The organism is Streptococcus sp. 3109, from assembly GCF_013276905.1.
GTDB lineage: Bacteria > Bacillota > Bacilli > Lactobacillales > Streptococcaceae > Streptococcus.
Genome location: NZ_VMLY01000001.1, coordinates 1 through 25,406 on the forward strand (window position 1 = coordinate 1; position 25,406 = coordinate 25,406).

At 40.5% G+C, this 25,406-nt stretch carries 23 protein-coding genes; 1 reads left to right on the plus strand and 22 read right to left on the minus strand.

The genetic code is table 11. The features are described from left to right. Window positions 1-98 precede the first annotated feature (98 nt). The 20 genes from HT698_RS00005 to gyrA all read right to left on the minus strand — a co-directional run bounded on the left by HT698_RS00005 (window position 99) and on the right by gyrA (window position 22,297). Window positions 99-1,574 carry a PTS galactitol transporter subunit IIC gene (locus tag HT698_RS00005; protein WP_173218501.1) on the minus strand — a complete coding sequence of 492 codons (1,476 nt, stop codon included), beginning with the start codon at window positions 1,572-1,574 and terminating at the stop codon, window positions 99-101. A gap of 48 nt (window positions 1,575-1,622) precedes the next feature. Continuing rightward, a complete protein-coding gene (locus tag HT698_RS00010; RefSeq protein WP_000590550.1) occupies window positions 1,623-1,928 on the minus strand; it encodes a PTS sugar transporter subunit IIB in 306 nt (101 codons plus the stop codon). Between the two features lie 38 nt (window positions 1,929-1,966). Continuing rightward, window positions 1,967-2,443 (minus strand): PTS sugar transporter subunit IIA, encoded by a 477-nt coding sequence (locus HT698_RS00015; RefSeq protein WP_173218499.1) that lies wholly within the window; start codon window positions 2,441-2,443, stop codon window positions 1,967-1,969. A gap of 618 nt (window positions 2,444-3,061) precedes the next feature. Continuing rightward, window positions 3,062-4,885 carry a translation elongation factor 4 gene (gene lepA / locus HT698_RS00020; RefSeq protein ID WP_173218497.1) on the minus strand — a complete coding sequence of 608 codons (1,824 nt, stop codon included), beginning with the start codon at window positions 4,883-4,885 and terminating at the stop codon, window positions 3,062-3,064. Between the two features lie 78 nt (window positions 4,886-4,963). Beyond that, window positions 4,964-5,692: a metallophosphoesterase family protein gene (locus tag HT698_RS00025; RefSeq protein ID WP_173218495.1), complete on the minus strand. Its 729-nt coding sequence runs from the start codon at window positions 5,690-5,692 to the stop codon at window positions 4,964-4,966. A gap of 1 nt (window position 5,693) precedes the next feature. Beyond that, window positions 5,694-7,361, minus strand: coding sequence for a DNA repair protein RecN (gene recN / locus HT698_RS00030; RefSeq protein WP_173218493.1), 1,668 nt, complete (start codon window positions 7,359-7,361; stop codon window positions 5,694-5,696). A gap of 6 nt (window positions 7,362-7,367) precedes the next feature. Further along, window positions 7,368-7,799 (minus strand): arginine repressor, encoded by a 432-nt coding sequence (locus tag HT698_RS00035; RefSeq protein WP_001034401.1) that lies wholly within the window; start codon window positions 7,797-7,799, stop codon window positions 7,368-7,370. Beyond that, window positions 7,792-8,607 (minus strand): TlyA family RNA methyltransferase, encoded by an 816-nt coding sequence (locus tag HT698_RS00040; RefSeq protein WP_173218492.1) that lies wholly within the window; start codon window positions 8,605-8,607, stop codon window positions 7,792-7,794. The genes HT698_RS00035 and HT698_RS00040 overlap by 8 nt, the downstream gene beginning before the upstream one ends. Then, on the minus strand, window positions 8,600-9,475 hold the full coding sequence (locus tag HT698_RS00045) for a polyprenyl synthetase family protein (RefSeq protein ID WP_173218491.1): 876 nt from the start codon (window positions 9,473-9,475) through the stop codon (window positions 8,600-8,602). Before HT698_RS00045 ends, HT698_RS00040 begins: the two co-directional genes overlap by 8 nt. After that, entirely contained in the window at window positions 9,472-9,684 is a 213-nt protein-coding gene (locus tag HT698_RS00050) for an exodeoxyribonuclease VII small subunit (RefSeq protein ID WP_000043226.1), read from the minus strand. The genes HT698_RS00045 and HT698_RS00050 overlap by 4 nt, the downstream gene beginning before the upstream one ends. After that, window positions 9,662-11,002 carry an exodeoxyribonuclease VII large subunit gene (xseA, locus tag HT698_RS00055; RefSeq protein WP_000417491.1) on the minus strand — a complete coding sequence of 447 codons (1,341 nt, stop codon included), beginning with the start codon at window positions 11,000-11,002 and terminating at the stop codon, window positions 9,662-9,664. The genes HT698_RS00050 and xseA overlap by 23 nt, the downstream gene beginning before the upstream one ends. 240 nt (window positions 11,003-11,242) lie before the next feature. Further along, entirely contained in the window at window positions 11,243-11,764 is a 522-nt protein-coding gene (locus HT698_RS10510; protein WP_173218489.1) for an LPXTG cell wall anchor domain-containing protein, read from the minus strand. Further along, entirely contained in the window at window positions 11,761-13,602 is a 1,842-nt protein-coding gene (locus HT698_RS00065) for a GbpC/Spa domain-containing protein (protein WP_173218487.1), read from the minus strand. Before HT698_RS00065 ends, HT698_RS10510 begins: the two co-directional genes overlap by 4 nt. A 110-nt stretch (window positions 13,603-13,712) precedes the next feature. Further along, window positions 13,713-14,351 carry a uridine kinase gene (gene udk, locus HT698_RS00070; protein WP_001181376.1) on the minus strand — a complete coding sequence of 213 codons (639 nt, stop codon included), beginning with the start codon at window positions 14,349-14,351 and terminating at the stop codon, window positions 13,713-13,715. A gap of 111 nt (window positions 14,352-14,462) precedes the next feature. After that, window positions 14,463-15,341 carry a tRNA pseudouridine(55) synthase TruB gene (truB, locus tag HT698_RS00075; RefSeq protein WP_173218485.1) on the minus strand — a complete coding sequence of 293 codons (879 nt, stop codon included), beginning with the start codon at window positions 15,339-15,341 and terminating at the stop codon, window positions 14,463-14,465. 9 nt (window positions 15,342-15,350) lie between these two features. Continuing rightward, the gene (locus HT698_RS00080; protein WP_173218484.1) at window positions 15,351-16,625 is read right to left on the minus strand and encodes a DUF2130 domain-containing protein; all 1,275 of its coding nucleotides are present in this window, start codon (window positions 16,623-16,625) and stop codon (window positions 15,351-15,353) included. Window positions 16,626-16,720: 95 nt separating this feature from the next. Next, window positions 16,721-18,001 carry an O-acetylhomoserine aminocarboxypropyltransferase/cysteine synthase family protein gene (locus tag HT698_RS00085; RefSeq protein ID WP_173218519.1) on the minus strand — a complete coding sequence of 427 codons (1,281 nt, stop codon included), beginning with the start codon at window positions 17,999-18,001 and terminating at the stop codon, window positions 16,721-16,723. A 148-nt stretch (window positions 18,002-18,149) separates the two neighbouring features. After that, a complete protein-coding gene (locus tag HT698_RS00090) occupies window positions 18,150-18,947 on the minus strand; it encodes a formate/nitrite transporter family protein (RefSeq protein WP_173218482.1) in 798 nt (265 codons plus the stop codon). Window positions 18,948-19,085: 138 nt separating this feature from the next. Then, a complete protein-coding gene (gene srtA, locus HT698_RS00095; protein WP_173218480.1) occupies window positions 19,086-19,829 on the minus strand; it encodes a sortase SrtA in 744 nt (247 codons plus the stop codon). Then, the gene (gene gyrA / locus HT698_RS00100) at window positions 19,829-22,297 is read right to left on the minus strand and encodes a DNA gyrase subunit A (protein WP_173218478.1); all 2,469 of its coding nucleotides are present in this window, start codon (window positions 22,295-22,297) and stop codon (window positions 19,829-19,831) included. The genes srtA and gyrA overlap by 1 nt, the downstream gene beginning before the upstream one ends. Window positions 22,298-22,490: 193 nt before the next feature. On the opposite strand from gyrA, the gene HT698_RS00105 reads away from it, so the two are divergent. Continuing rightward, window positions 22,491-23,477 (plus strand): L-lactate dehydrogenase, encoded by a 987-nt coding sequence (locus tag HT698_RS00105; protein WP_000204726.1) that lies wholly within the window; start codon window positions 22,491-22,493, stop codon window positions 23,475-23,477. Window positions 23,478-23,737: 260 nt separating this feature from the next. On the opposite strand, the gene HT698_RS00110 is transcribed toward HT698_RS00105, so the two are convergent. Together HT698_RS00110 and HT698_RS00115 are read right to left on the minus strand one after the other, a co-directional pair. Then, complete coding sequence (locus HT698_RS00110; protein ID WP_164226228.1) at window positions 23,738-24,511, minus strand: ion channel; 774 nt, start codon at window positions 24,509-24,511, stop codon at window positions 23,738-23,740. Between the two features lie 85 nt (window positions 24,512-24,596). Continuing rightward, on the minus strand, window positions 24,597-25,406 hold the full coding sequence (locus HT698_RS00115; protein WP_054384038.1) for an MBL fold metallo-hydrolase: 810 nt from the start codon (window positions 25,404-25,406) through the stop codon (window positions 24,597-24,599).

Below are 25,406 nucleotides of genomic sequence, written 5' to 3' on the forward strand. Positions count from 1 at the left end.
TCTTATCTACAACCTCAAAATTGTGTTTTGAGCAACCTTCGGTTAGCTTCCTAGTTTGCTCTTTGATTTTCATTGAGCTTACATTTTATAGGAGCGCATTATTTTGCTTTTGCTGCGTACTCTTCGTTACGTTTGATCATTTGTTTTCTGTACCATGCAAAGATACCGATATAGAATACAAGGAAGACTACAGCACCAAGGATTGCTTTGATATCACCTGTTGTAGTGTTACCAATTGTCCAACCAAGAAGTTTTTCGATTGGTCCTTCAAGAGTTGAGTGAGTAATCAATTGAGTTTCACTCACACCTGCTGGGAAAGCACCTACACCTTTAGCAAGTTCTGTTGCAAATGGTGCAATAAGTGTACCTGAAAGAAGGAAGAGTGGCAACAAGAGTGTTCCGAAAATGATCATACGGAGCAATTTACCACGAGTTACAACCAAGAGAGCTGGAGTAACACCCATAGCGATGATACCTGCAAGTGGCAAGATACCATTTCCGACTTTTGAAAGAAGCACCGCTTCAACCAACATAATTGGTGCAAGTACGTTGGCACAAGCCCAGATTTCAGCACGACCAGCGATGAATGGCCAGTCAAGACCGATGTTGAATTTACGTCCTTGAAGACGTTTAGTAGCAACGTTTGTAATACCTTGTGATAGTGGTTCTACGGCTGCGATGAACCATGAACCGATAAGTGAGAAGAGTTCCAAAGATACACCGGCAGTCAAACCAAGAGACAACCATCCTCTGATAACAAGACGCCATTTATCTGCATCTACAACCCCTTCAATTGGATGTGGAGTTCCCATAATACCGATAACGATACCAAGAATGAAACCGATGAAGAATTTAGAACCCCAGAAACCGATTTTCTTGTTCAATTTAGCAGCATCAAAGTCATATTTATCAAGTCCTGGGAAGAATTTTTCAAAAATCTTATCCAAAACCATGATAACTGGGTTCATCATGTAGTTCATGTGAGTTGATGTCATTGGTGATGAACTTGGAGCGTTAAGAAGGTCATCAAATGTAGGTTTCATCAAGTCAGAATTGATAATTTTCAAAACACCAACAAGGACGATAGCTGCTGTAGCAATAAAGAGTGAAACCCCTTGACTCACACCATTGTTGTCAGCATACCATTTAATCAAGAGACCTGTGATAGACAAGTGCCAGATATCAAAGATATCAACGTCAAGTGTATCTGTTTTCTTCATAGCTAGCATCACTATGTTGACAATCAACATGATGAGCAAGAAGTATAGTGTCCAAGCAGAACCCCAAGTGATTGTAGCAAGTGGTGCCCAACCAACGTCAGTAATACTCAATTGGATACCAGTATTTTCAACGAATTTTGCAAGCGACGCTGAGAAAGCAGTATTTAGCATACCGATGATAGCACCGATACCTGTAAGAGCGATGGCAAGTTTGATACCACCTTCAAGCGCTTTGGAGAATTTCACTCCAAAAAGTAAAGCCAATACTGTCAAAATGATTAACATGATGACAGGTCCACCCATATCTAAGATGGGCGTGAAAAAGTCTTTGATTAGGTCAAAGATTGCATCCATAACAGTTCCTCCCTTTTTTATGTTATATGAATGTTAACAAATTGATAATTAGCTTAATCCGTGTTCTTTGATGGCTGCTTCAATATTATCATATACTGGAGCACTCATAGCTGGGATACGGAATAAGATTGGTCCAGCTTCGATAACTGGAATACCTGGGTCAAAACCAAGGTCTGTCGCAGCAATTGGTGTAAAGATGTCATAACCTTTAATAAGATCTTCGTTAACGTCTTTGACCATAACTGCATCGCAGTGAACATCGTAGCCACGGTTTGAAAGTTCTTCTTCAAGAGCACTTTTAATTTGGTGGCTTGAGTTAACACCTGCACCGCAGGCAGCAAGAATTTTAATCATATGGATCTCCTCCGATTTAATATTTTTAATAGACAAGATTAAGCGATTGCTTCAGCTATATAAGCATAGAGGGCTTCTGGTTCAGAAATTTTTGATAGATTATCAAGATGACCATTTCCTGTAAAGAAGTCCATCAACTGAGCAAGAATGTTGGTTTGACTTGAACTGGAGTTATTAATGATAAAGAAGAGAAAGGATACTTCTACTTCCTTATCCGGCGCAATCATATTGTGGAAAGTCACTGGTTTTTCTAATCGAACGACTATAACTTTTTCAGCCAGATTATGAACAATATCTGTGTGAGGAATGGCCACATTCGGCAAATCCTTACCCAAAAATTCCATATCTAAGCCAGTTGGAAATGACTTTTCACGCGTAATCAAGGCTTCACGATAAGTGGGAGTAACAATTTTACGTTCTTCCAACAAAGTTGCAACCTGATCAAAGAGATGTTCTTGATTATTCGCTTCTAAACAAAACACAAGGTTTTTGTCAAAGAAATGATCTAATCCCATAAATTTTTCCCTTCTTTCCATTAACTTTATGCTATAAGTATAACACCATATGAAATCGTTGTCAATAGTTTTCTGTTGATTTTTGTTCTTTTTTTATCCTTATTGTTTATCGTTTTCGTAACAATCACATATAGACAGGGATATATAAATAAAATAAAACATTTTTTAGAAATAGAATAAAGAAAGTCTATATAATATAACAAAATTATCAGGTTTATTATGTATTATATTCTTCTTTACTTTTACTAGTGAATAGGTTGATTGACTAGTTTAAAATTAGAAAGAATTTGAAAAGGAGCTTTCGTTGACAGGAGATTAATTGACGCTGAACAAAAAGTCAATTTAAAGAGAAAACAAGGTAAGTATTTTCAGTATAAAATACATAATATCACTGCTTTTGAATATCTGATAATTATGATGTTTTCTGATGTAGAGGATTTTACTCATGCACCCATCTGCAACATCACAGCAATATGTTTAACTGGCTAGACTTAGCTTTCAAGTTTGCTATTTTGATTTTTGTTAAAGATAAGAAACTATTCATTTGTAACTTTTCAAAAATTTTCCCATAATAAAAAGCAGGCTTCTTGACCTGCTCTAATTTATAAGTAAAAAATTTTATTCTTCATCCATGCTCAAGACACTGAGGAAGGCTTCTTGTGGAACTTCTACTGATCCGATAGCTTTCATACGCTTCTTACCAGCTTTTTGTTTTTCAAGGAGTTTACGCTTACGAGAAACGTCACCACCATAACACTTGGCAAGTACGTTCTTACGAAGGGCCTTGATATCTGTACGAGCGACAATCTTGTGTCCAATTGCTGCTTGGATTGGCACCTCAAATTGTTGACGAGGGATGATTTTCTTGAGCTTGTCAACAATGAGTTTCCCACGTTCGTAGGCAAAATCCTTATGAACGATAAAGCTGAGGGCATCCACCTTGTCTCCATTGAGAAGGATGTCCATTTTGACCAGCTTAGATGGACGATACTCTGACAATTCGTAGTCAAAGCTTGCATAACCACGAGTTGAAGACTTAAGCTTATCAAAGAAGTCAAAGACGATTTCAGCAAGAGGAATTTGATAGATAACATTGACACGATTGTCATCAATATAGTCCATAGTCACAAAGTCACCACGCTTGCGCTGAGCTAATTCCATCACTGCTCCAACAAACTCTTGCGGTACCATGATTTGCGCCTTGACATAAGGCTCTTCAATGGTCGCAATCTTAGTTGGGTCTGGAAACTCAGATGGGTTAGACACATCCATAGACTCACCGTCGGTCAAATTAACCTTATAGATAACAGATGGAGCTGTCATGATGAGGTCGATGTTGAACTCACGTTCCAAACGTTCTTGGATAACATCCATATGGAGAAGTCCAAGGAAACCACAACGGAAACCAAATCCAAGGGCCTGCGATGTTTCTGGTTCAAACTGAAGACTAGCATCATTCAGTTGCAATTTTTCAAGGGCTTCACGTAGGTCATTGTACTTGTTTGATTCAATTGGGTAGAGACCCGCAAAGACCATAGGGTTCATCTGCTTGTAGCCATGTAAGGGTTCTGCAGCAGGATTGCTTGCCAAGGTAACGGTATCACCTACACGAGTGTCCTGAACCGTCTTAATAGACGCCGCAATATAACCAACGTCACCAGTCGCCAGGAAATCACGGCCAACTGCTTTGGGTGTAAAAATTCCGACTTCGGTCACATCAAAGGTCTTGCCATTGCTCATGAGCTGAATCTTATCGCCAGGTTTAACCACTCCATCCATGACACGCACTTGGAGAATAACCCCACGGTAAGCATCGTAAACTGAGTCGAAAATCAAGGCCTTTAGAGGTGCTGTAACATCACCCGTTGGTGCTGGCACTTTTTCCACGATTTGCTCCAGAATTTCTTCGATACCAATACCAGCCTTGGCAGAGGCCAACACTGCTACACTGGCATCCAAACCAATCACATCCTCAATCTCAATACGCACGCGCTCTGGATCTGCAGCTGGCAGGTCAATTTTGTTAATGACTGGCATGATTTCTAAATCATTGTCCAAGGCCAGATAAACGTTGGCAAGGGTTTGGGCCTCAATCCCTTGGGCAGCATCGACCACCAAAATAGCTCCCTCACAGGCAGCTAGAGAACGCGAAACTTCATAGGTAAAGTCCACGTGTCCAGGCGTATCAATCAAGTGGAAAATATAGGTCTCCCCATCTTTAGCAACGTAATTCAGCTCGATAGCATTGAGTTTAATGGTAATTCCACGTTCCCGTTCTAGATCCATACTATCCAAAAGCTGGGCCTGCATCTCACGACTGGAAACCGTCTCTGTTTTTTCTAAAATGCGGTCTGCTAGAGTTGATTTCCCATGGTCAATATGGGCAATGATAGAGAAGTTGCGGATCTTCTCCTGTCGTTTTTTTAATTCTTCTAAGTTCATGATTCTCTTCCTTTCAGGGTATTTACTAATTATAATGTGTTTTTGACATTTTGACAAGACCATCCCCTGCTAGGAGTACTAATCTTCAGCGACAAAGCCGTCATTTTCGATAAAGTGGTGTTCTGTCATTCCTTGATCTGTAAAGACAATCCCATGGAGGACACCACCATAGACAGCTCCTCCATCCATACCAATCTTGCCATCTTCTGTAATCCAAAGCTCTGCTGTACCACGGTCTTGCTTCAACAAGCCGTAAACCGGTGTATGACCAAAGACAATGGTTTTTCCAGTATGATTTTCTGCTTCGTGGAATGGTTTTCTGAGCCAGACTTTCTTATAATCTGTGGTTTCATGCCAGTCATCCAAGGTCAAATCAATACCTGCATGAACAAAGATATACTTGTCTGTCTCTACCACAAATGGCATTTGACGAATAAATTCGACTAAATCTGCCGCTTCAGTAGCAACTCGCTTGGCATCCTCAACTCCATCAACTGGTGCATTCAAGGGACGACCTAGGATAGAGTTAATGGTTGTATCTCCACCATTGCGACGATAGTGGTCATAGCTTTCTTCTGGGTCATCGAGCCAAGTCAAAAACATATACTCATGATTTCCAGACAAACAGATTGCCCCTTGATTATCGACCAAGTCCTTAACCATCTCTAGGACACGGCGACTATCTTCACCACGGTCAATCAAGTCCCCTAGAAAGAGCAACTGGGTCTGACCATCCCATGTTTTGAGAAGGTTTTCCAGCATCCCAGCTTTTCCGTGAACATCTCCAATTACATAATAGTCTGTCATCTTATTTCTCCCTGTTTCTCAACAATTCTCTAGCTTGCGTCAGGGCTGCTTCCGTCACATCATCACCTGCCAACATCTTGGCAACTTCCTCCACTCGCTCTTCAACCGTCAAGAGACGAACAGTCGAAACTGTTGAATGGTCATTACTAATCTTCTCAATAAAGAATTGATAATCCGCAATCGCAATCACTTGTGGCAAATGGGAAATAGCCAGAACCTGACCATGCTGGCCAATTTTATGAATCTTCTGTGCAATTGCCTGAGCTACACGACCTGAAACTCCCGTATCAACCTCATCAAATACAATACTAGTCTTACCTTCTTTACGTGAAAAGGCAGACTTAATGGCTAACATGAGACGAGATAATTCCCCACCGGACGCAACCTTAACCAAGGGTTTAAAGTCTTCGCCAGGATTGGTTGAAATGTAAAACTCGACCATTTCATTTCCCTCACGACTGAATTTTCCCTTGCTAAAACGAACCTGAAACTGGGCTTTTTCCATATAAAGGTCTTGAAGCTCTTGTTTAATCTCAGCTTCGAGCTGCTGGGCCAAGTCATGACGAGCAGAGGCAAGCTGACCTGCCAAATCGACAAGATTGACTTCTAACTTCTTAAGCTCTGCTTCCATGTCCTCAGATGAAAGGTTATTTCCTGTCAAGAGATTGTATTCTTCCGTAATCTTGGCAAAATAAAGCAAGACATCGTCTACAGTCCCACCATATTTACGCGTAATGGTATGAAGGAGGTCCAAACGATTCTCAACCTGCATGAGACGATTGCCGTCAAAATCAAGATCCTCAATGATAGCTTCCAAACGTTTGCTAATATCTTCTAAGACATAGTAGGTCTCAGACAGAGAGCTTGAAATTTCACGGTATTCAGGGTCATACTCTTCGACACTTTCCATGTCATTCATGGCTGAACGAACATTGGCTAGACTCGAAAAGTCTTCATTGTCCAACATACTGTAGGCATTGGTCAGCGTATCCGCGATATTTTTATGGTTGAGAAGCTTCTCTCGCTCTTGGTTGAGAGCTAGGTCTTCTCCAGCCTGCAAGTTTGCTGCCTCAATCTCTGCCATTTGAAATTCCAACATTTCGATACGTGCCTTGTGTTCCTGTTGGTTTTTCTTAACTTCCAGAACCTGCTTGCGCATTTTTCGATAGGCATCAAAACTCGTTTGATAGGTTTCTTTCAAGTCCCAAAAAGCTGCATCGCCAAATTCATCCAACATTTGGATGTGCAGTTGAGGACGCATTAACTCTTCTTGGTCATGCTGACCATGAATGTCCACAAGATGTTGCCCAATAGCACGCAAAACAGACAGATTAACCATCTGGCCATTGACACGACTAATACTACGACCATTTTGCAGAATTTCTCGACGGATGATAATTTCATCACCCATTTCCAAACCTTGCTCATCAAAAATTTCCTGTAAAAGGCGACTATTCTCAACTGAAAAAAGCCCCTCAATCTCTGCCTTTGGCTCCCCATGACGAATAACATCTGTCGTCGCACGAGCTCCCAACATCATATTCATGGCATCAATGATAATCGACTTCCCTGCACCCGTTTCACCAGTCAGAACAGTCATTCCCTTTTCAAAATTGAGGGAAATAGCCTCAATAATGGCAAAGTTTTTTATCGAAATTTCAAGTAACATATAGACCTACCAATTTTTTACTTGTTCAAAGATTTCCTCAGCTAGACTTTCACTTCTGGCAATGACTAAAATCGAGCTATCATCAGCCAAACAGCTGAAAATCTTGTCCGCAAAAGTCTCGGTTAACTGAGCTTTTACAAAAGCCGTATTTCCTGGAATAACCTGGAGATTGATCATCTTATCCATCAATTCTGCCGATTCGATATTGTCTTCAGCTAGTTGCAAACTTTTTACGATTGATTTTGGCAATTCGTAGACATAGGTGTTGTCTCTCAAAGGAATTTTGACAATACCTAGCTCTTTGATATCTCGGGATACAGTTGCCTGAGTGGCAGTGATACCTGCTTCTTTCAAATGTTCTACGATTTCTTCTTGTGTACCGATTTGATAATCTGTCACAAATCGTCTAATTTTTTCAAGTCTCTCTTTTTTATTCATTTTTAAATTGACTATGCGCCCTCTCTACTACTTCTTCAATCTCAGCAAGAACTTGATTACTTGCTGACTCTTCTTTTTTCAAATACGCTAAAAACTCAATATTTCCATGACCGCCTTGGATGGGAGAAAAGTCCAAACCAAGAACTGAAAAACCTTCCTCTACTGCCATAGCTGTGACAGATTCAAGGACATTCTGATGGACCTTGGCATCACGAATGATTCCATTTTTTCCAATCTGCTCACGTCCTGCCTCAAACTGAGGCTTAACCAGAGCCACAACCTGACCTTGATCTGCCAAGACACGGTGCAAGGCCGGAAGAATCAGACTGAGGGAAATGAAACTCACATCAATACTGGCAAAGCTCGGTTCCTTTTCGAAATCAGTCTTTTCAGCATAGCGGAAATTAAACTGCTCCATGCTGACCACTCGTGGGTCTTGGCGTAATTTCCAAGCCAACTGATTGGTACCGACATCGACTGCATAAACTAACTCAGCACCATTTTGCAGCATAACATCGGTAAAGCCACCAGTAGAGGCCCCGATATCAATCGTGGTCGCACCATCCACTGACAAATCAAAGACCTGCAAGGCCTTTTCCAGTTTCAAGCCACCACGGCTAACATACTTGAGTTTCTCCCCCTTGAGTTTTAGTTCGGTGTCATCTGGGATTTTCTCTCCTGGCTTGTCAAACCGTTCTCCATTGAGGACTGCTACGACTAGACCAGCCATGACACCGCGCTTGGCCTGCTCTCGCGTTTCAAACAAGCCCTGTTTATAAGCTAGTACATCCACTCTTTCCTTAGCCATTGATTCTCAAACTTTCTACTACTTTTACAATCGATTCTGTTTCAAAGGGAATCTGCTGGGCAATTTCTTCTAAATTGGCATTAGCTTGATCCAGGGTTTGGTTACAAAAGGCAATGGCCTCTTCCAAGCCCAACAAGGCTGGATAGGTTGACTTTTCTGCCTGCAAATCCTTTTGAGGTGTCTTGCCGATTTCCTCAAAACTAGCAGTCACATCCAGTACGTCATCTCGAACTTGAAAAGCAAGTCCAATCAATTCACCAACAGTTTTCAGTTTTGCCTGCATCTCAGGTGCCAATTCCGCAATGATAGCAGCTGCTTGGAAGGGATAGGCTAGTAATTTCCCAGTCTTATTGGCATGAATGGTCTGAAGTTCTTCCAAGGACAAGTGCTGGTGTTCCCCCTCCATGTCCAAAACCTGGCCTGCCACCATGCCTAAACTACCTGAAGCAAGGGATAAGTTGGCAATCAAGTCTACCTTTATCTGACTTGGCAAATCTGCCTGCGCTATCAAGGCGTAAGGATCTAGGAATAAAGCATCTCCTGACAATATTGCCATAGCTTCACCGAATTTCTTGTGATTGGTTAATCGTCCCCGACGGTAATCATCATCATCCATAGCAGGAAGGTCATCGTGAATCAAACTCCCTGTATGAATCATCTCCAAGGCCGCAGCCACCTGTGCATGTGCTGGTTTAATAGCCACCTGCAAGGCTTCCAGAACTTCTAACAAGAGAAAGGGTCGAATACGCTTGCCACCAGCATGAATGGAATAGAGAACAGACTCTCGCAAACTAAAGGCAAACTGCTGATCTCCATAAAAATCTTCCAGGACTGACTCGACAAGAGCTAATTTTTCTTGCTTTTTCATTCAAAATCACTTTCTGTTCCGTCTTCTTGCATAACCTTGACCAAAGTCTTTTCAGCCTTGTCTAGCGTAGCTTGGAGCTCTTTTGACAAGACCATGCCCTTTTGAAAGGCAGCAATCGCATCTTCCAGAGCAATCTCACCATTTTCCAAACTTTGGACAATGGTCTCCAGTTCTGCTAGATTTTCCTCAAATTTCTTTTGTTTTGACATCTTTAACCTCTAATTCTACTTGACCATCTCGCATCAAAAGCGTCACTTGGTCTTTTTTCTTCAAACTCTCAACCGAATCTACAACGGACTCTTCTTTTTTGACAATAGCATAACCTCGCGCCACGATTCGACTGGTATCCAACATGAGCAGGGCTTCTGAAAGTCTCTTGACTTCAGCAACCCTGGCATCATAAACCAGCGCCATTTGGCTACGAAGGAGCTTGTCCAACTGGCCTAGACGGTCTTGATAGCGTTGGATTTTGGTAACAGGTGATAATTGAACCAGTTGATGCGTCCTTGCTTGGACTAATTGCTTGTTATCAGAAATCCGTGTTCGCAAACTTTGTTTCAAACGCAATTGCAGTTGATCCAAGCGTTGCATATAGCCATCATACAAACGTTCTGGTTGTCTAAAGATAACAGACTGACTGCATTTTTTCAAAGCTTCTTGTTTCTTAGATAGGACATTTCGGACTGCCGTTGCCATCCGTTTTTCCTGATTTTGCAAATGAGCTAATAGATCCAACTTGGTCACAGGTGTTGCTAGTTCAGCAGCAGCTGTTGGTGTCGCAGCCCGTCGATCTGCCACAAAATCTGCCAAGGTCACATCCGTCTCATGCCCCACACTAGAAATAACTGGCAAACGAGATTCAAAAATAGCTCGTACCACAATTTCTTCGTTAAAGGCCCAGAGATCCTCTATGGAACCACCACCACGACCAATAATGAGTAAATCCAAATCGTCCCCTTGATTAGCACGCGCAATATTTCTAGCAATTTCCTCGGCAGAGCCTTCACCTTGCACCTTAGTCGGATAAAGTAGGATATCGACACCTGGAAAGCGCCTGCTGACGGTCGTGATAATATCTCGAATAACGGCTCCACTGCGACTGGTTACCACACCAATTCTCTTAGAAAATTGGGGCAGAGCTTGCTTGAAGCGTTCTTGAAACAGGCCTTCTTCTGTCAATTTTTTCTTGAGTTGTTCAAACTGAATCGCAAGCGCCCCAACCCCATCAGGCTCAGCCTTTTCAATGATGATGGAGTAGCTACCACTTGGTTCATAGACCTGCACACGCCCAATCACATTGATTTTCATTCCTTCTTCTAGGTCGAAACCTAATTTCTGATAAACCCCAGACCAGATGGTCGCTTGAATAACTGCATGGTCATCTTTTAGGGAGAAATATTGGTGAGTAGGTCGTTTACGAAAGTTGGAAACTTGACCAGTTAAATAGACCCGTTCCAAGTATGGGTCTTTATCGAATTTCATTTTCAGATACTTGGTCAAAGTTGTTACCGATAAATACTTTTCCATCTCCACCTACTATTCATTTTCTTGCTCTTTCATGGGTATTATTATACCAAAAATATGCCTAAAAATCTCCATTTATGTACCATTATGAGGGAAAAATAAATAATAGGTTTTCAACAAATATCTGACAGCTTATGGCATAAGAAAACGAGTATATCCAATTACGGATATACTCGTTTTTTTGATATTTTAAAAGTGAACTTTTTGCCTTCTGCTTAAATCTTTTCGACAAAACCTTGATAACTATTTGTTACTTTCATCTTTACGTTTAGTAAACACAAAGAATGATGCTAAAGTTGTTAATAACCCAACCACAGTCATACTCATGTCCGACGCACTCCCCGTACGTGGCAATGTTGGTTTTTCCTCTTTTGGTGGCTCAACTAGTTTCGTTGGTATCACCTCTTTTGGTGGCTCAACCGGTTCTGTTGGTTTCTCCACTTTTGGTGGCTCAACCGGTTCTGTTGGTTTCTCCACTTTTGGCGGTTCCACTGGTTTTACTGGTTTCTCCACTTTTGGTGGCTCCACTGGTCTCGTTGGTGGCGTTGGTGGCGTTGGTTCTTTCAAGTCAGGCTTAACCGGTGGGGTTGGAGCTTTTGGTTCTTTCAAGTCAGGTTTCACTGGTTTTTCTTTATCGAACTTGTTTGGTTCTTTTGGAGCAACTCCTAATGGTGTTGGTTCTTTAAGTTCTGGTTGTTTTGGTTCAACTGGTTTCGTTGGTGGCGTTGGTTTTGGTGTTTCAACCAATTCTAGTTTCGGTTTCACATCAATATATATTCGTCAACGATAGCCGTGTTGATTCCGAATAATTGAGTGAATGGGACGGTTGCACCAAATTCCAAATAGAAGCCATCTTCTGTCACTTTTATAACACCTGCACCTTTGTATTTGTAAGGTGATTCTTGGTTATCCCATACCGGGTTTCCACTGTTAATTTCATCTAATGTTTTATCGGCATAAAATCCATCATCATGTTTATAGACAAAAGATTCATTCAATTTGATAAATGAAGCATTATGAATAGCATACACAATTTCACGATAGGTACTAGGCCATGTATTCACATTGGATCCATATTTGTTAGTCATATAATCTTTGACTTTTTTGAAACCATCTTTTTTGTACTCTTCTTCATCTTTTACGTATGCTGTTTTCAATTCTGCTTTTTTTGTATTCCACTCTTGACGTTTGGAAGGGTCACTCAATAATCCGCCGGGTTTTGATGCTGTTTCGAGGTCTACGTTATACAGTTTCTTAAATTCGTCATTTAAGTATTCGTCATAAACTCCTGATTTCCCATAGAATTCCTTAAACATATCCTTATTGTCTGCGAAATAATACGAATTGTCACTATAACCATGCCATCCTGTATTCATAGAACTCACTGCAAACATAACTGGTTTTTCTTTTGTTGGAATCACTTTCGTTCCATCTTCAAGATATAGAGTTGGTTTCATACGAACTCTTGTACTATATCCATGTTTTCTGAAATCACCATAGATTGATACTGAAATAGTTGGATCGTAGGCAGGAGAAATTTGCATTGTATCAACAGAACTACCAGTATCTAAGACAGTGTATTCATAATCAATACGTGTGACTTTTTTCTTATCGTATGTGGTGTTCTCTAAGTTTGTGTAAGTCACGGTAAAGGGTCTATCTTTTTTGGCAATGACAGGATATGTGGTGATATGTGGGTCTTTGCCGTATTCTCGATAACCTGTTACTGTTTCATCCCATCGTTTGATGATCTTATCTGTCAAATTATTTCTTGCTAATGCTTCATCTGATAATTGGTCGCTACTCAACTTTTTATGATTTAGTTTCCAAAAACTTCCGTCTTTCTGAGTATATTTCAACATTGCTAAAGCACCAGTATCACCAGTATCTTTAACTTCTATGCTGATTTTAGCATTTGGTTCTTTAACGAAAATCAAATAGTTTTTTTCTTCGCTTGCAAAACGACCTGGTTTCTTCGATTCTTCTTCGAATTTTTTCAATTTTTCGTTATATTCTGCTCTACGTTTATCGTTTTCAATTTTATCAGCAGCTTCATTAGATTTAACTTGTTTATTGTATTCTGCAAGTTTTGTATTGTATGTTGCGAGTTTAGCGTCATAATCAGCTTTGGCCATATTATAGTCAGTTTGAGCTTTGTCATAGGCCGCTTTATCTTTTTCATATTGTGCTTTTTTAGCATCCCACTCAGCTTTAAGTTTTTCGTATTCAGCTTTTACCTTGTCCGCCTCAGCTTTTTGTTTATTGTATTCCGAAAGGTCACTTTCGTATTTTGTCACTGTTTCTTTGTTTACAGCTAACGCTTTGTCATATTCAGCTTTCGCCTTATCGTACTCGGCCTTGTCCGCTTCATATTTAGCCACACTTTCATTGTAGGCTTTCAGTTCTGCTTCATATGCTTTCTTATCTAATTCATATTTTGTTGTTTCTGCCTTATACGTAGTTAAATCCTTGCCATAACTATCAGACTCGTTTTGTTGAATGTTTGAAGATTGGTCAGAAGCTTCAACTGTATGTACCCCAAATAAGATAGCAGAAGTTAAGCATGCGCTTGCTAATCCAAATTTTACTGAGTTTTTGTTCATATTACTCACTCTTTCTTAGAACGATTTAGAGAAAACTTAGTTTCTTTTGATTATTTATTTTCCAAACTTAATACATATACAATAAATTTACTTAAATCTAATTCATCTGTTTATTTGCTGTTTCGAGCTTCTTCCAAAATCTTTGCAATCTTGGTTGTCAAAAGATCGATAGCCACTGTATTGCTAACCCCTTCAGGAATGACAATATCAGCATACCGCTTGGTTGGCTCGATAAACTGGTGGTACATGGGTTTGACCACACCTAGATACTGGTCAATAACGCTATCAAGGCTACGGCCACGTTCTTCCATATCGCGCTTGATACGACGAATAATGCGCACATCATCATCCGTATCCACAAAAATCTTGATGTCCATCAAATCGCGCAGACGCTTGTCCTCCAAGACCAAAATCCCCTCAACGATAAAGACATCTTGAGGCTCTTGACGATAGGTCTTGCTGCTTCGTGTATGCTCTGTATAGTCATAAGTCGGGATGTCCACCGGACGCCCTGCCAACAATTCCTTTATCTGCTCAATCATCAAGTCTGTATCAAAGGCAAAAGGATGGTCGTAGTTGGTTTTGACACGCTCTTCAAAGGTCAAGTGAGACTGATCCTTGTAGTATGAATCATGCTCAATCATGGAAATCTTTTCATCAGGGAAATGCGATAAAATGGCTCTTGAAACACTGGTCTTACCCCCACCAGAACCACCTGTCACTCCGATAATGATTGGTCTATTTTGCATGCTATCCTCCGTTTTTTTATCCGTCGTCTATTCTATCACATTTTTTACAAAATTTATAGTCTGATTTGGATGGTCTAGGGAAAGAATTCCAATCCCTACACCTCAGTTAGACTAGCTAAAAACCTTCCTTGGCTTGTAGAGTTTGTCCCGTTTTTCTAGAATGGCTAACAATTTATCTCCTTCAAAGGCAGCTAATTCTTGTTCTGTTTGTTCGAGTTCGATAAAACGACCAAAGCGCACTTCTGTAGCCTCTTCTGGACTTAGGAAAACTTTAACAAGATCCCCTGTTCCAATCTCTAAAGGATGGAGAAAGTCCAATTGGCTAGCCTCCACTTTTTCAGCAATTTCTTCCAAGGTAAGAGCATCTTCTAGTTGCAAACCAGCTGCACTAGTACGAGTTAACTGAGACATATGGGCCGCATAGCCAAGCTTCTCTCCCAAGTCAACTGACAAGGTACGGATATAAGTCCCTTTACTGCATTTCACACGAAAAGTAAAGCGTGCAAGATGACCCTCATAAGAAATCGGACTTGTCCGCTCAAATTGATAAATGATCACCTGACGCTCTGGACGCTCTACTTCTTGACCAGCACGCGCATACTCATAGAGCTTGCGACCATTGACCTTAACTGCTGAGTACATAGGTGGAATCTGACTAATAGACCCAGTTAAGCTAGTAATCGCTCCATCGACAAGTTTTTCATCCAAGGGCGATAGAACAGGTGTCTCTGCGACCACTTCCCCACTGGCATCCTCAGTCGTCGTGGAATAGCCAAGAGTGATTTCCCCCTCATAGACCTTGCCCTCGTCCTGCATAAACTCGACCATGCGTGTCGCCTTGCCAACCGCAATGGGCAAAACGCCCACTACATTCGGATCCAAGGTCCCACCATGACCAATTTTCTTGGTTCCCAAAATCTTACGCAGTTTAAAAACCGCATCATGCGAGGTCATCCCCGCTTCTTTTTTTAAGTTGATAATACCGTTCATTTTTGCTTTCTACTCCCCCTTCAGCGCTTCAAACTTTGCTTTCATAGTTGGATTTTTACGGGTCAATTTTTTAACAGAAACATCTTCTAATTTGTTGTTAGCTAGACGGAGTTGGTTTTCAGAAGTTGTCAGGAATTTCTTAACCTCTTCCATCCGTTTTATGGCCTTGTCAATTTCATCGATAGCTTTGCCAAAGTTAGTCGAAGCTGAATTATAGTTCTTGGCAAAGGCTAGCTTAAAGGCATCCAAGTCTTCCTCAAAATGTGTAATATCAATATTTTGTTCGCGAACCAAGGCCAGCTCCTGCTTGTATTTTAGGGAATTAAGCGCCGCATTTCGCAGGAGTCCAATCAACTGGATAAAGAATTGAGGACGAACCACATACATCTTTTCATACTCATGGCTGACGTCAACAATCCCTGTGTTAAAGTAATCATTATCAGCCTCAAGCATGGTCACCAAAACCGCATACTCACAGTTCTTCTCCCGACGGTCCTTGTCCAATTCCTTGTAAAAATCTGCATTCTTGTGCTTCTTCTCTGTCCCGTCCGCTTCATTTTTCATCTCAAACATGATGGAAATGATTTCCACTCCATTTTCATCACATTCACGGAAGATAAAGTCCCCCTTAGACCCACGCGCAGAGACCTTGTTATCCTTCTCAAAGTAGGCATTTGGAAAGGCAAAACTGCGGACCTTATTAAACTCACTTTCCGCATACTGTTCCAGACTTTCCCCAATCGCTTTTGTGGATTGTTGAGCCTTGAAATTCTTGTAAAATTCGACTTGTTCACTGGCTGCCTTGAGCTGGGCTTCGTAATTCTGCTTAACAGAAGCCAATGACAACTCATTTTCTTTTTCTTGCAAGAGGAGCTGATTTTTTACCTGATCTCGTTCTTTTTCAAGGTTAGAAAGGGTCTTTTGCAGTTGATTTTCATGCTCTAAACGCAAGGTAGCCAATTGGTTTTCCAAGGCCTGCACTTCCTTGTCCTTGGCCAAGAGAGCCTGATGACTTGTCTGTTCAACCTCTTTCTTGGCCAATTCTTTTTCTGTAGCAAAGTTTTGGATTTGACTCTGTAATTGCGCGATTTCTTGGTCTTTTTGAGCTAGTTTAGACTGTTGCTCATTCATAGCCTTTTGCTCTGCCAAGGCCAGTTCCTGCTTCATGCGATCGTGCAGTTCCTTATCAAACTCTGCCGTTCTTACTTGGGACAAGAGTTCGGCATACTGGCTCTCATTTACTGTAAAGACTTCCCCACAGTTGGGGCATTTGATTTCGTTCATATCGTTCCTCTTTCTAGACTTCTTTAACCATTATATCATGCCTGAGGGAAAATCAAAAACAGTGAGTCAAAACCCACTGTTTATCTTCTTTTACTTTAAATTTTTTCCAAGGCCAAGCGCAAATCTTCAATCAAATCATCTACATTTTCAAGTCCAATAGACAAGCGGATTTGATTTGGTGTGACACCTGCTGCTTCTAGGTCTTTTTCTGACAATTGACCGTGAGTAGTTGTTGCTGGATGGACAACAAGTGATTTAGCATCTGCCACATTTGCAAGGTCAGAGAAGATTTCTAAATGATCAATTACCTTGCGAGCTTCTGCCTCTCCACCTTTGACATGGAAGGTAAAGATTGAACCTACACCTTTTGGTAAATATTTCTCAGCCAAGGCATGATAAGGACTGTCTGCAAGTTTTGGATAGTTTACCTTTTCTACCTTAGGATGGTTGACAAGGAAATCAACAATTTTCTCTGCATTTTGCACATGGCGTTCCACACGAAGTGAAAGGGTTTCAAGTCCTTGAAGCAAGAGGAAGGCATTAAATGGCGACAAGGCTGCACCAGTATCACGAAGCAATTGAACACGGACAGCGATAATAAAGGCTGCTGCACCCACATCACGAGTATAGCTCAAGTTATGATAGCTTGGGTCTTCCTCAACAAATTGAGGAAATTTACCTGAAGCCGCCCAGTCAAAACGACCACTATCGACAATCACTCCACCAATAGTTGTACCATGCCCACCGATAAACTTAGTCGCAGAGTGAATAGCAATATCTACACCGTGAGAGAAGACGTTAATCAAATATGGTGTAGCAAAGGTATTATCCGAAACTAGTGGAATCTGGTGTTTATGAGCAATCTCAGCCAATTTTTCCAAGTCAGGAATGTTTATCAAGGGATTGCCCAAGGTTTCAATCAAGACAAGCTTGGTATTGTCTTTGATAGCTGCTTCCACTTCCTCCAAATTATCCACATCGACAAAGGTTGTTGTGATCCCATAACGAGGAAGGGTTTCTTTCAAGAGATTGAAGGTTCCACCGTAAATAGTTGAGGCTGCTACAACATGGTCACCAGCATGGGCAAGAGCCAAAATCGTATAAGTCACTGCTGCCATACCTGATGCTGTTGCAAGAGCTCCGACACCACCTTCGAGAGTTGCAATTCTTTCTTCAAAAGCAGCTGTTGTAGGATTGGTAATACGAGTATAAATGTTCCCTGGTTTCCTCAAGGCAAACAAATCGGCACCTTCCTGCGTATCATCAAAAACAAAGGATGTTGTTTGATAAATCGGCACTGCACGAGACTTAGTTGCTGGATCAACTACTTGCCCAGCATGCAATTGTAAGGTTTCAAATTTAAAATCACGAGTCATAAAACGACCTCCAAATAGTTTGATTAAGGACATTGTAGCACCTTAAGTTATAGTTTACAAATATCAGTTTTCTATATTTTGATATAAGAAATAGCTATTACCTTATTTTAAAAATCGAAAAAAGCACGAATCAATCGTGCTCATTTTCTTAATCTACATAAGTATCTTCATTTTTATTGAGGAAGGCATATGGAAGACCCATCAAGAAGCCTCCTCCGATAAAGTTTCCGATGAAGGTTACACCCCAGTGGCGAAGCATATTTCCAACACCGAAGTTAGCAATTGAATCCGCAGCAACACTGAATTTCACAATCGCGAAAGAAGCAAAGTTTGCAGCAATGTGCTCGTTTGTTAAGAATACAAACATGTAAATAGCTGACAAAACAAGCCAAAGTTTGGCACCACCATCTTTGACCAAAACAAATGAAAGAATCGCAATATTTACGAAAATATTTGCCAAAATCGCCTCAAGCAAGATCAATTCATTTGAACGGCCTAACTTCATCTCAACAACACCTGAGATGAAACTATCGTGTGTCAGATTCGCATAGGCTGCTGAATGAGCAAAGCCCCACCCTGCTATCAAGGCTCCGATAAGGTTGAACAAGGTACAGTAAAGTAAAATCTCAGCTGTTTTTCTCCAAGAGATTTTTTTCAAGAAACTACCAGCAGTCAAGAACATCATGTTTGATGTTACCAACTCGGCATTCAAGAAAACAATGTAGGCCAAGCCCCAAGCGAAGACAAAGGGGAAGAGGAAACGTCCACTACCTGGTGCAATTTTATTAATCAAGTCAGCCCCAACTGCACCAGCAGCTGTACTGAAGGTTAAAAATGCACCCGCGAACATAGAACGAATTGCATACTTAAATTTGCTTTGGCTATAAAGACTTTCTTTCTTCTTACAAGCAAATTCAATCTTTGAGATAAATTCTGAAGAAACCATAATAAACTCCTAAATCTTTTTTCTTGATAATTATATCACAAACTTTAGAATTAAGGAAGCGTTTTCTGTATTTCATAAAAGTTTATTTTTATGAAAATCTTAAAAAATCAGTGAAATCCATGATTTCACTGATTTGTATTAATAAAATTGTTTATACGGTTGATTGAAAGCTGTTAGGATTTCATCAGATGTTTGTGAATAATCTTTTGTTTCTTTCAAATCACCTTTTACAATAATACGTTCTGTAGCAGCAAGGTCTTCACAGGTTACTAATGTGATTTCATTGACCCCATCTCTATCATCAACTTCATCAACACGATCCGGTGTCACACGTTTGACTTCACGGATTTCATAGGTATAAACTTTATTTTTATCAGTTAGATAAATCTTCATACCATTTTTAGCGTTATCCAAAGGAGAAAATAACATTTTATTAGCATTATAGACCCCAAAAATATGATGACTAGCTAGACTATAATTTCCTTCTCCCATTACTTGCTCGCGTTTCATTGTACCAGCGCCGTAGAAGAGATTAACATTATCAAGTCCTTTAAAAATCGGCAAATTCATTTCCAATTCAGGAATTGCAATTCCCCCAATAACTGGTAATTTTTGAGCATCCCATTGAGAAGCTAGAACAGCTTCCGAAGAAATCGCTTTGACCGAATCAAAATCAAAATTTCCTTCTGTATCCTGATTTTCTTCTATTTTTTCTTTTGATACCTGGCTAACTTGATACTTATTGGTATTCCAGACCATGAAAATATTTCGAATTTGCGCATTAAAAATCAAAGCCAGTGACAGTACTATCAGAAATCCTGCTAGGATATTTGTCAGCAGATTTTTTCGCTTGTTTTTCTTTTTATTATTTTTTTGAGACATTATGCTTCACCTTCTGTTTCATTTTCTGTCCCAACTTCTTCTTTTTCTGCCGCTGCAACCGTTGTGAAGGTCACTATCTGAGCATCTTGATCCAGGCGCATTACTTTAACTCCCATAGTTGCGCGTCCTGTTTGTGAAATATTGGCAAGATTGGTTCGAATCATGACACCTGTATCAGTGATAATCATCACATCCTCATCCCCTTGAACAGTCATAAGACCGGCCAGCAAGCCATTTTTTTCGGTAATTTTAGCTGTCTGCATTCCCTTACCACCACGACCTTTTGTTGGGTATTCAGTAGCAGCTGTACGCTTACCATATCCTTTTTCAGTAATGATAAGAACCTCATCTTGATCAGTAATTACGCTTGCTCCGACTACTGTGTCTCCATCACGGAGATTAACACCTTTCACACCAGTGGCGATACGGCTCATACCACGAACGGCTGATTGATTAAAGCGAACTGCATAACCAAACTTGGTACCAATGATAATATCCATATCTCCTTCCGTCAACAAGACATTGATTAACTCATCTTCATCCTTAAGATTCAGTGCTTTAAGTCCATTTTGACGAATATTGGCAAATTCCTTAACGCTAGTTCTCTTCACAATACCGTGACGGGTTGTAAAGAAGAGATAAGCATCATCACTGCGATCAGACTCAACATTGATAATAGTCTGAATACTTTCACCTTCGTCCAATTTCAAAAGATTGACTACTGGTAGCCCTTTGGCAGTTCGACCATACTCAGGGATTTCATACCCCTTCAAGCGATAGACACGTCCTTTATTTGTAAAGAAGAGCAGGTGATCATGGGTGCTAGTTGACACTAACTCACGAACAAAATCATCATCTTTGACACCTGTTCCTTGAACACCGCGGCCACCACGTTTTTGAGCAGTAAACTCAGCTTGGTCCAAACGTTTAATGTATCCCTTGTTAGAAAGCGTAATCAAGACATCCGTTTCTTCAATCAAGTCCTCATCTTCAAGACTCAAGACTTCACCGACCATCAACTCTGTACGACGCTTGTCACCAAACTTACGCTTAACTTCATCCAATTCTTCTTTGATGATTTGAGAAACACGGTCTGGTTTAGCAAGAATATCCGCCAAATCCGCAATCAGAGCCAAGAGATCATCATACTCAGACTGAATCTTATCGCGTTCCAAACCTGTCAAACGACGAAGACGCATATCTAGAATAGCCTGACTTTGACGTTCAGAAAGCTTAAACTTACTCATCAACTCAGCTTGTGCTTCTGCGTCTGTTTCACTAGCACGGATGATACGAATCACTTCATCGATATGGTCTAGCGCAATCAAGAGACCTTCTAAGATATGAGCGCGTGCTTCCGCTTTTTCCTTATCAAAACGTGTCCGACGAACAACTACTTCTTTTTGGTGCTCGATATAAGCATCCAAAATCTGACGAAGGGATAAAATCTTCGGTACACCATTTTGGATAGCAAGCATATTGAAACCAAAGTTGGTTTGCATTTGGGTCATCTTGAAGAGGTTATTAAGGATAACATTGGCTGAGGCATCGCGCTTGACTTCAATAACAAATCGAACACCTTCACGGTTTGACTCATCACGTACTGCTGTAATCCCCTCAATGCGTTTTTCCTGAACCAAGCGAACAATATGCTCATGCACCTTGGTTTTGTTGACCATATAAGGAAATTCTGTTACAACAATTCGCTCACGGCCAGTCTTAGTTTCTTCGATTTCAGTACGAGAACGAAGAACAATAGAACCTTTACCTGTTTCATAAGCCTTATGAATGCCTGATTTCCCCATGACAAGGGCACCTGTTGGAAAATCTGGACCAGGCAAGACTTCCATCAAGTCCTTGGTAGTCACTTCAGGATTGTCCATGACGAGCTTGACTGCATCAATGGTCTCACCCAGGTTATGAGGTGGAATATTGGTTGCCATACCAACAGCGATACCAGTTGCTCCATTGACCAAAAGGTTTGGAAAACGAGCTGGCAAAACCAAGGGTTCCCGTTCATTGGCATCATAGTTATCGACGAAATCAACCGTATTCTTATTGATATCTCGAAGCATTTCTAGAGCAATCTTGCTCATACGTGCCTCAGTGTAACGCTGGGCGGCAGCACCATCTCCATCCATGGAACCAAAGTTTCCATGCCCATCTACAAGCATGTAACGGTAGCTCCACCATTGAGCCATACGGACCATGGCTTCATAAATAGAGGAATCCCCGTGTGGGTGATATTTACCCATGACATCCCCTGTAATACGAGCAGATTTTTTATGAGGTTTGTCTGGAGTAACACCCAATTCATTCATTCCGTAGAGAATGCGACGGTGAACAGGTTTCAAGCCATCTCGAACATCAGGAAGAGCCCGGGCTACGATAACACTCATGGCGTAATCGATAAAGCTCGTCTTCATCTCCTTTGTCAGATTGACATTCACTAAATTTTTATCCTGCATTAATAAATGCCTCATTTCACAATTAGTAAGTAACAACATTATACCATAAATTCCCATCTATTTCAGCCTCTAAACCACTAAAACGTTTACATCGAGAACTATAAGGCATATTCGTGACAAAGTTTTTTAAAAGTGATAGAATGAAGTTGTCTGGGGAAAATCCCCTAATAAAATTAAGGAGATGTTTAGAACAATGACTTCAACTAAACAACACAAAAAAGTTATCCTTGTCGGTGATGGTGCTGTAGGTTCATCTTACGCTTTTGCACTGGTTAACCAAGGAATTGCACAAGAGCTTGGAATTATCGAAATTCCACAATTGCATGAAAAAGCTGTTGGTGACGCGCTTGACCTTAGTCACGCCCTTGCCTTCACTTCACCTAAAAAAATCTATGCAGCTCAATACTCTGACTGTGCAGACGCTGACCTTGTTGTAATCACTGCAGGTGCTCCTCAAAAACCAGGTGAAACTCGTCTTGACCTTGTAGGTAAAAACCTTGCTATCAACAAATCAATCGTAACTCAAGTTGTTGAATCAGGTTTCAAAGGTATCTTCCTTGTTGCTGCTAACCCAGTTGACGTTTTGACTTACTCAACTTGGAAATTCTCTGGTTTCCCTAAAGAACGCGTTATCGGTTCAGGTACTTCACTTGACTCAGCTCGTTTCCGTCAAGCACTTGCTGAAAAATTGGATGTGGATGCTCGTTCAGTGCACGCCTACATCATGGGTGAACACGGTGACTCTGAGTTCGCTGTTTGGTCACACGCAAACATCGCTGGTGTAAACCTTGAAGAATTCCTTAAAGACACTCAAAATGTTCAAGAAGCTGAATTGATTGAATTGTTCGAAGGTGTTCGTGATGCAGCCTACACAATCATCAACAAAAAAGGTGCAACATACTACGGTATTGCAGTAGCACTTGCTCGTATCACTAAAGCAATCCTTGACGATGAAAACGCAGTACTTCCACTTTCAGTATTCCAAGAAGGTCAATACGGAGTTGAGAATGTCTTTATCGGTCAACCAGCTGTTGTTGGTGCACATGGTATCGTTCGTCCAGTAAATATTCCATTGAACGACGCAGAAACTCAAAAAATGCAAGCATCTGCTAAAGAATTGCAAGCTATCATTGACGAAGCATGGAAAAACCCAGAATTCCAAGCAGCTTCAAAAAACTAATTTAACTATAGACAACTCCTTGAATCATCAGGGAGTTGTTTTTTATCTATATTATAGTAGATTGAAGTTGAAATAGCACCCCATTACTCTAAAACGTTGTTATAAAATGCTTTAAATTCCTAATTGATTTGTTCAGATTTTATTTCATTTCTCTATAAAACGCATAGTATCAAGTTTTTATACCTGATAATATGCGTTCTATTGTGTCAAAACTTACTTGATTTCTCCTCAACTCAAACTTTGTCTCATCTTTATTTTTATTATGTTTTTTCAAGCAAATCTTGTATCATCCGATGCAGTTCTTCGATTTTCTCAGATTGCTTCTCTAGTAATATTCTCTGACTAGATAATTCATCTTGAAGTTTATCAAGTTTTATCTGTTCATCTGGATTATCCTTTACAAAAAAGTTCGTCAAAGCACTTGTTAGCATCCCTATTGTTCCAATACCGACAAGCATCAGTAAAACTGCTAGCCATTTCCCAAAAAGGGAAACTGGAACAATATCACCATAACCAACAGTAGTTACTGTCACAAGAGCCCACCAAAGACTATCTGAGAAGGATTTTTCTTCAACTACAGATAAAATTGAACTTCCTACTAGAACGATAAAAATATTAACATATAAGATATAAATCAGGCCATTTGTTCGTAAGAATCTACTAATTTTTCTTTCTAATTTACCTGTAAGTCCAATTATTCTAAGTAAACGAGTCAGTTTCAGTAATTTTGTCAGCCTTGCTAAGCGGAAGATACGCCCTAATCGCAATACTGTAAAAATAGCATTTAAAGGAAGGATAGCTAACAAGTCAAAGATATTTTCAAGTATAAACCTCCATTTTGCTTTACTTGAAAAGAACCGCCAACCATAATCTACCACAAACACAAACCAAAGTAGCAAGTCAATAATACTGTATGGAGGACTGTCTAAATCAATCATCTCAGCAAATCCAAGTAATACCAGAATAACAGAGATTAAAGCAAGTAAAATAATTGTTGTGTCATAATAATCCTTAAATAACCATTTTCTTTTCACACTACTTCTCCTATATCATTTGTAAACATTATACCACACCAAATCTCTACCAGATATATAAAAAAGAAGGCCCTCGCCTTCTTTTTTATATATCTGTCAATGGTGTTGCGGTATCTGGTGAGGTATCATAAACCTTAAAGTCTACTCCGACTCCCAGATCAGCTTGCGCTAGCTGATTGACCATGGTCATATGAGCCAACTCCTTGATATTGTTCTCCTTGGATAAATGCCCAAGGTAGATTTTCTTAGTGCGGTTTCCCAAGGTACGAATCATAGCTTCAGCACCGTCTTCGTTAGAAAGGTGACCGAGGTCAGATAGGATTCGTTGTTTGAGTCGCCAAGCGTAAGAACCTGCTCGCAAAATCTCTACATCATGGTTGGACTCGATAAGATAGCCATCCGCATTTTCGACAATTCCCGCCATACGGTCACTAACATACCCTGTATCTGTCAAAAGGACAAAACTTTTATCATCTTTCATAAAGCGATAGAACTGAGGTGCGACTGCATCATGGCTTACGCCAAAACTCTCGATGTCGATATCTCCAAAGGTTTTGGTTTTACCCATTTCAAAAATATGCTTTTGCGAAGAGTCTACCTTGCCAAGATACTTGCTGTTTTCCATAGCTTGCCAGGTCTTTTCATTGGCATACAAATCCATACCATACTTGCGAGCTAACACACCCACTCCATGGATATGATCTGAATGCTCATGGGTAATCAAGATGGCATCCAGGTCTTCTGGTTTGCGGTTAATTTCAGCAAGTAGGCTAGTAATTTTCTTACCAGACAAGCCAGCATCCACTAAAAGCTTCTTTTTTGGTGTTTCCAGATAAAAGGAATTTCCACTGGAACCCGACGCTAAAATACTATATTTAAAGCCTATTTCACTCAT

What these genes read in the sequence shown, in the direction of transcription:
- HT698_RS00015 (WP_173218499.1), bottom strand. Translation starts at nt 2,443, where the DNA reads ATGGGATTAGATCATTTCTTTGACAAAAACCTTGTGTTTTGTTTAGAA.
- HT698_RS00005 (WP_173218501.1), bottom strand. Translation starts at nt 1,574, where the DNA reads ATGGATGCAATCTTTGACCTAATCAAAGACTTTTTCACGCCCATCTTA.
- HT698_RS00040 (WP_173218492.1), bottom strand. Translation starts at nt 8,607, where the DNA reads ATGGCTAAGGAAAGAGTGGATGTACTAGCTTATAAACAGGGCTTGTTT.
- HT698_RS00050 (WP_000043226.1), bottom strand. Translation starts at nt 9,684, where the DNA reads ATGTCAAAACAAAAGAAATTTGAGGAAAATCTAGCAGAACTGGAGACC.
- HT698_RS00080 (WP_173218484.1), bottom strand. Translation starts at nt 16,625, where the DNA reads ATGAACGAAATCAAATGCCCCAACTGTGGGGAAGTCTTTACAGTAAAT.
- srtA (WP_173218480.1), bottom strand. Translation starts at nt 19,829, where the DNA reads ATGTCTCAAAAAAATAATAAAAAGAAAAACAAGCGAAAAAATCTGCTG.
- HT698_RS00010 (WP_000590550.1), bottom strand. Translation starts at nt 1,928, where the DNA reads ATGATTAAAATTCTTGCTGCCTGCGGTGCAGGTGTTAACTCAAGCCAC.
- HT698_RS00105 (WP_000204726.1), top strand. Translation starts at nt 22,491, where the DNA reads ATGACTTCAACTAAACAACACAAAAAAGTTATCCTTGTCGGTGATGGT.
- gyrA (WP_173218478.1), bottom strand. Translation starts at nt 22,297, where the DNA reads ATGCAGGATAAAAATTTAGTGAATGTCAATCTGACAAAGGAGATGAAG.
- udk (WP_001181376.1), bottom strand. Translation starts at nt 14,351, where the DNA reads ATGCAAAATAGACCAATCATTATCGGAGTGACAGGTGGTTCTGGTGGG.
- truB (WP_173218485.1), bottom strand. Translation starts at nt 15,341, where the DNA reads ATGAACGGTATTATCAACTTAAAAAAAGAAGCGGGGATGACCTCGCAT.
- HT698_RS00115 (WP_054384038.1), bottom strand. Translation starts at nt 25,406, where the DNA reads ATGAGTGAAATAGGCTTTAAATATAGTATTTTAGCGTCGGGTTCCAGT.
- HT698_RS00025 (WP_173218495.1), bottom strand. Translation starts at nt 5,692, where the DNA reads ATGACAGACTATTATGTAATTGGAGATGTTCACGGAAAAGCTGGGATG.
- HT698_RS00090 (WP_173218482.1), bottom strand. Translation starts at nt 18,947, where the DNA reads ATGGTTTCTTCAGAATTTATCTCAAAGATTGAATTTGCTTGTAAGAAG.
- HT698_RS00045 (WP_173218491.1), bottom strand. Translation starts at nt 9,475, where the DNA reads ATGAAAAAGCAAGAAAAATTAGCTCTTGTCGAGTCAGTCCTGGAAGAT.
- xseA (WP_000417491.1), bottom strand. Translation starts at nt 11,002, where the DNA reads ATGGAAAAGTATTTATCGGTAACAACTTTGACCAAGTATCTGAAAATG.
- HT698_RS00065 (WP_173218487.1), bottom strand. Translation starts at nt 13,602, where the DNA reads ATGAACAAAAACTCAGTAAAATTTGGATTAGCAAGCGCATGCTTAACT.
- recN (WP_173218493.1), bottom strand. Translation starts at nt 7,361, where the DNA reads ATGTTACTTGAAATTTCGATAAAAAACTTTGCCATTATTGAGGCTATT.
- HT698_RS00035 (WP_001034401.1), bottom strand. Translation starts at nt 7,799, where the DNA reads ATGAATAAAAAAGAGAGACTTGAAAAAATTAGACGATTTGTGACAGAT.
- lepA (WP_173218497.1), bottom strand. Translation starts at nt 4,885, where the DNA reads ATGAACTTAGAAGAATTAAAAAAACGACAGGAGAAGATCCGCAACTTC.
- HT698_RS00085 (WP_173218519.1), bottom strand. Translation starts at nt 18,001, where the DNA reads ATGACTCGTGATTTTAAATTTGAAACCTTACAATTGCATGCTGGGCAA.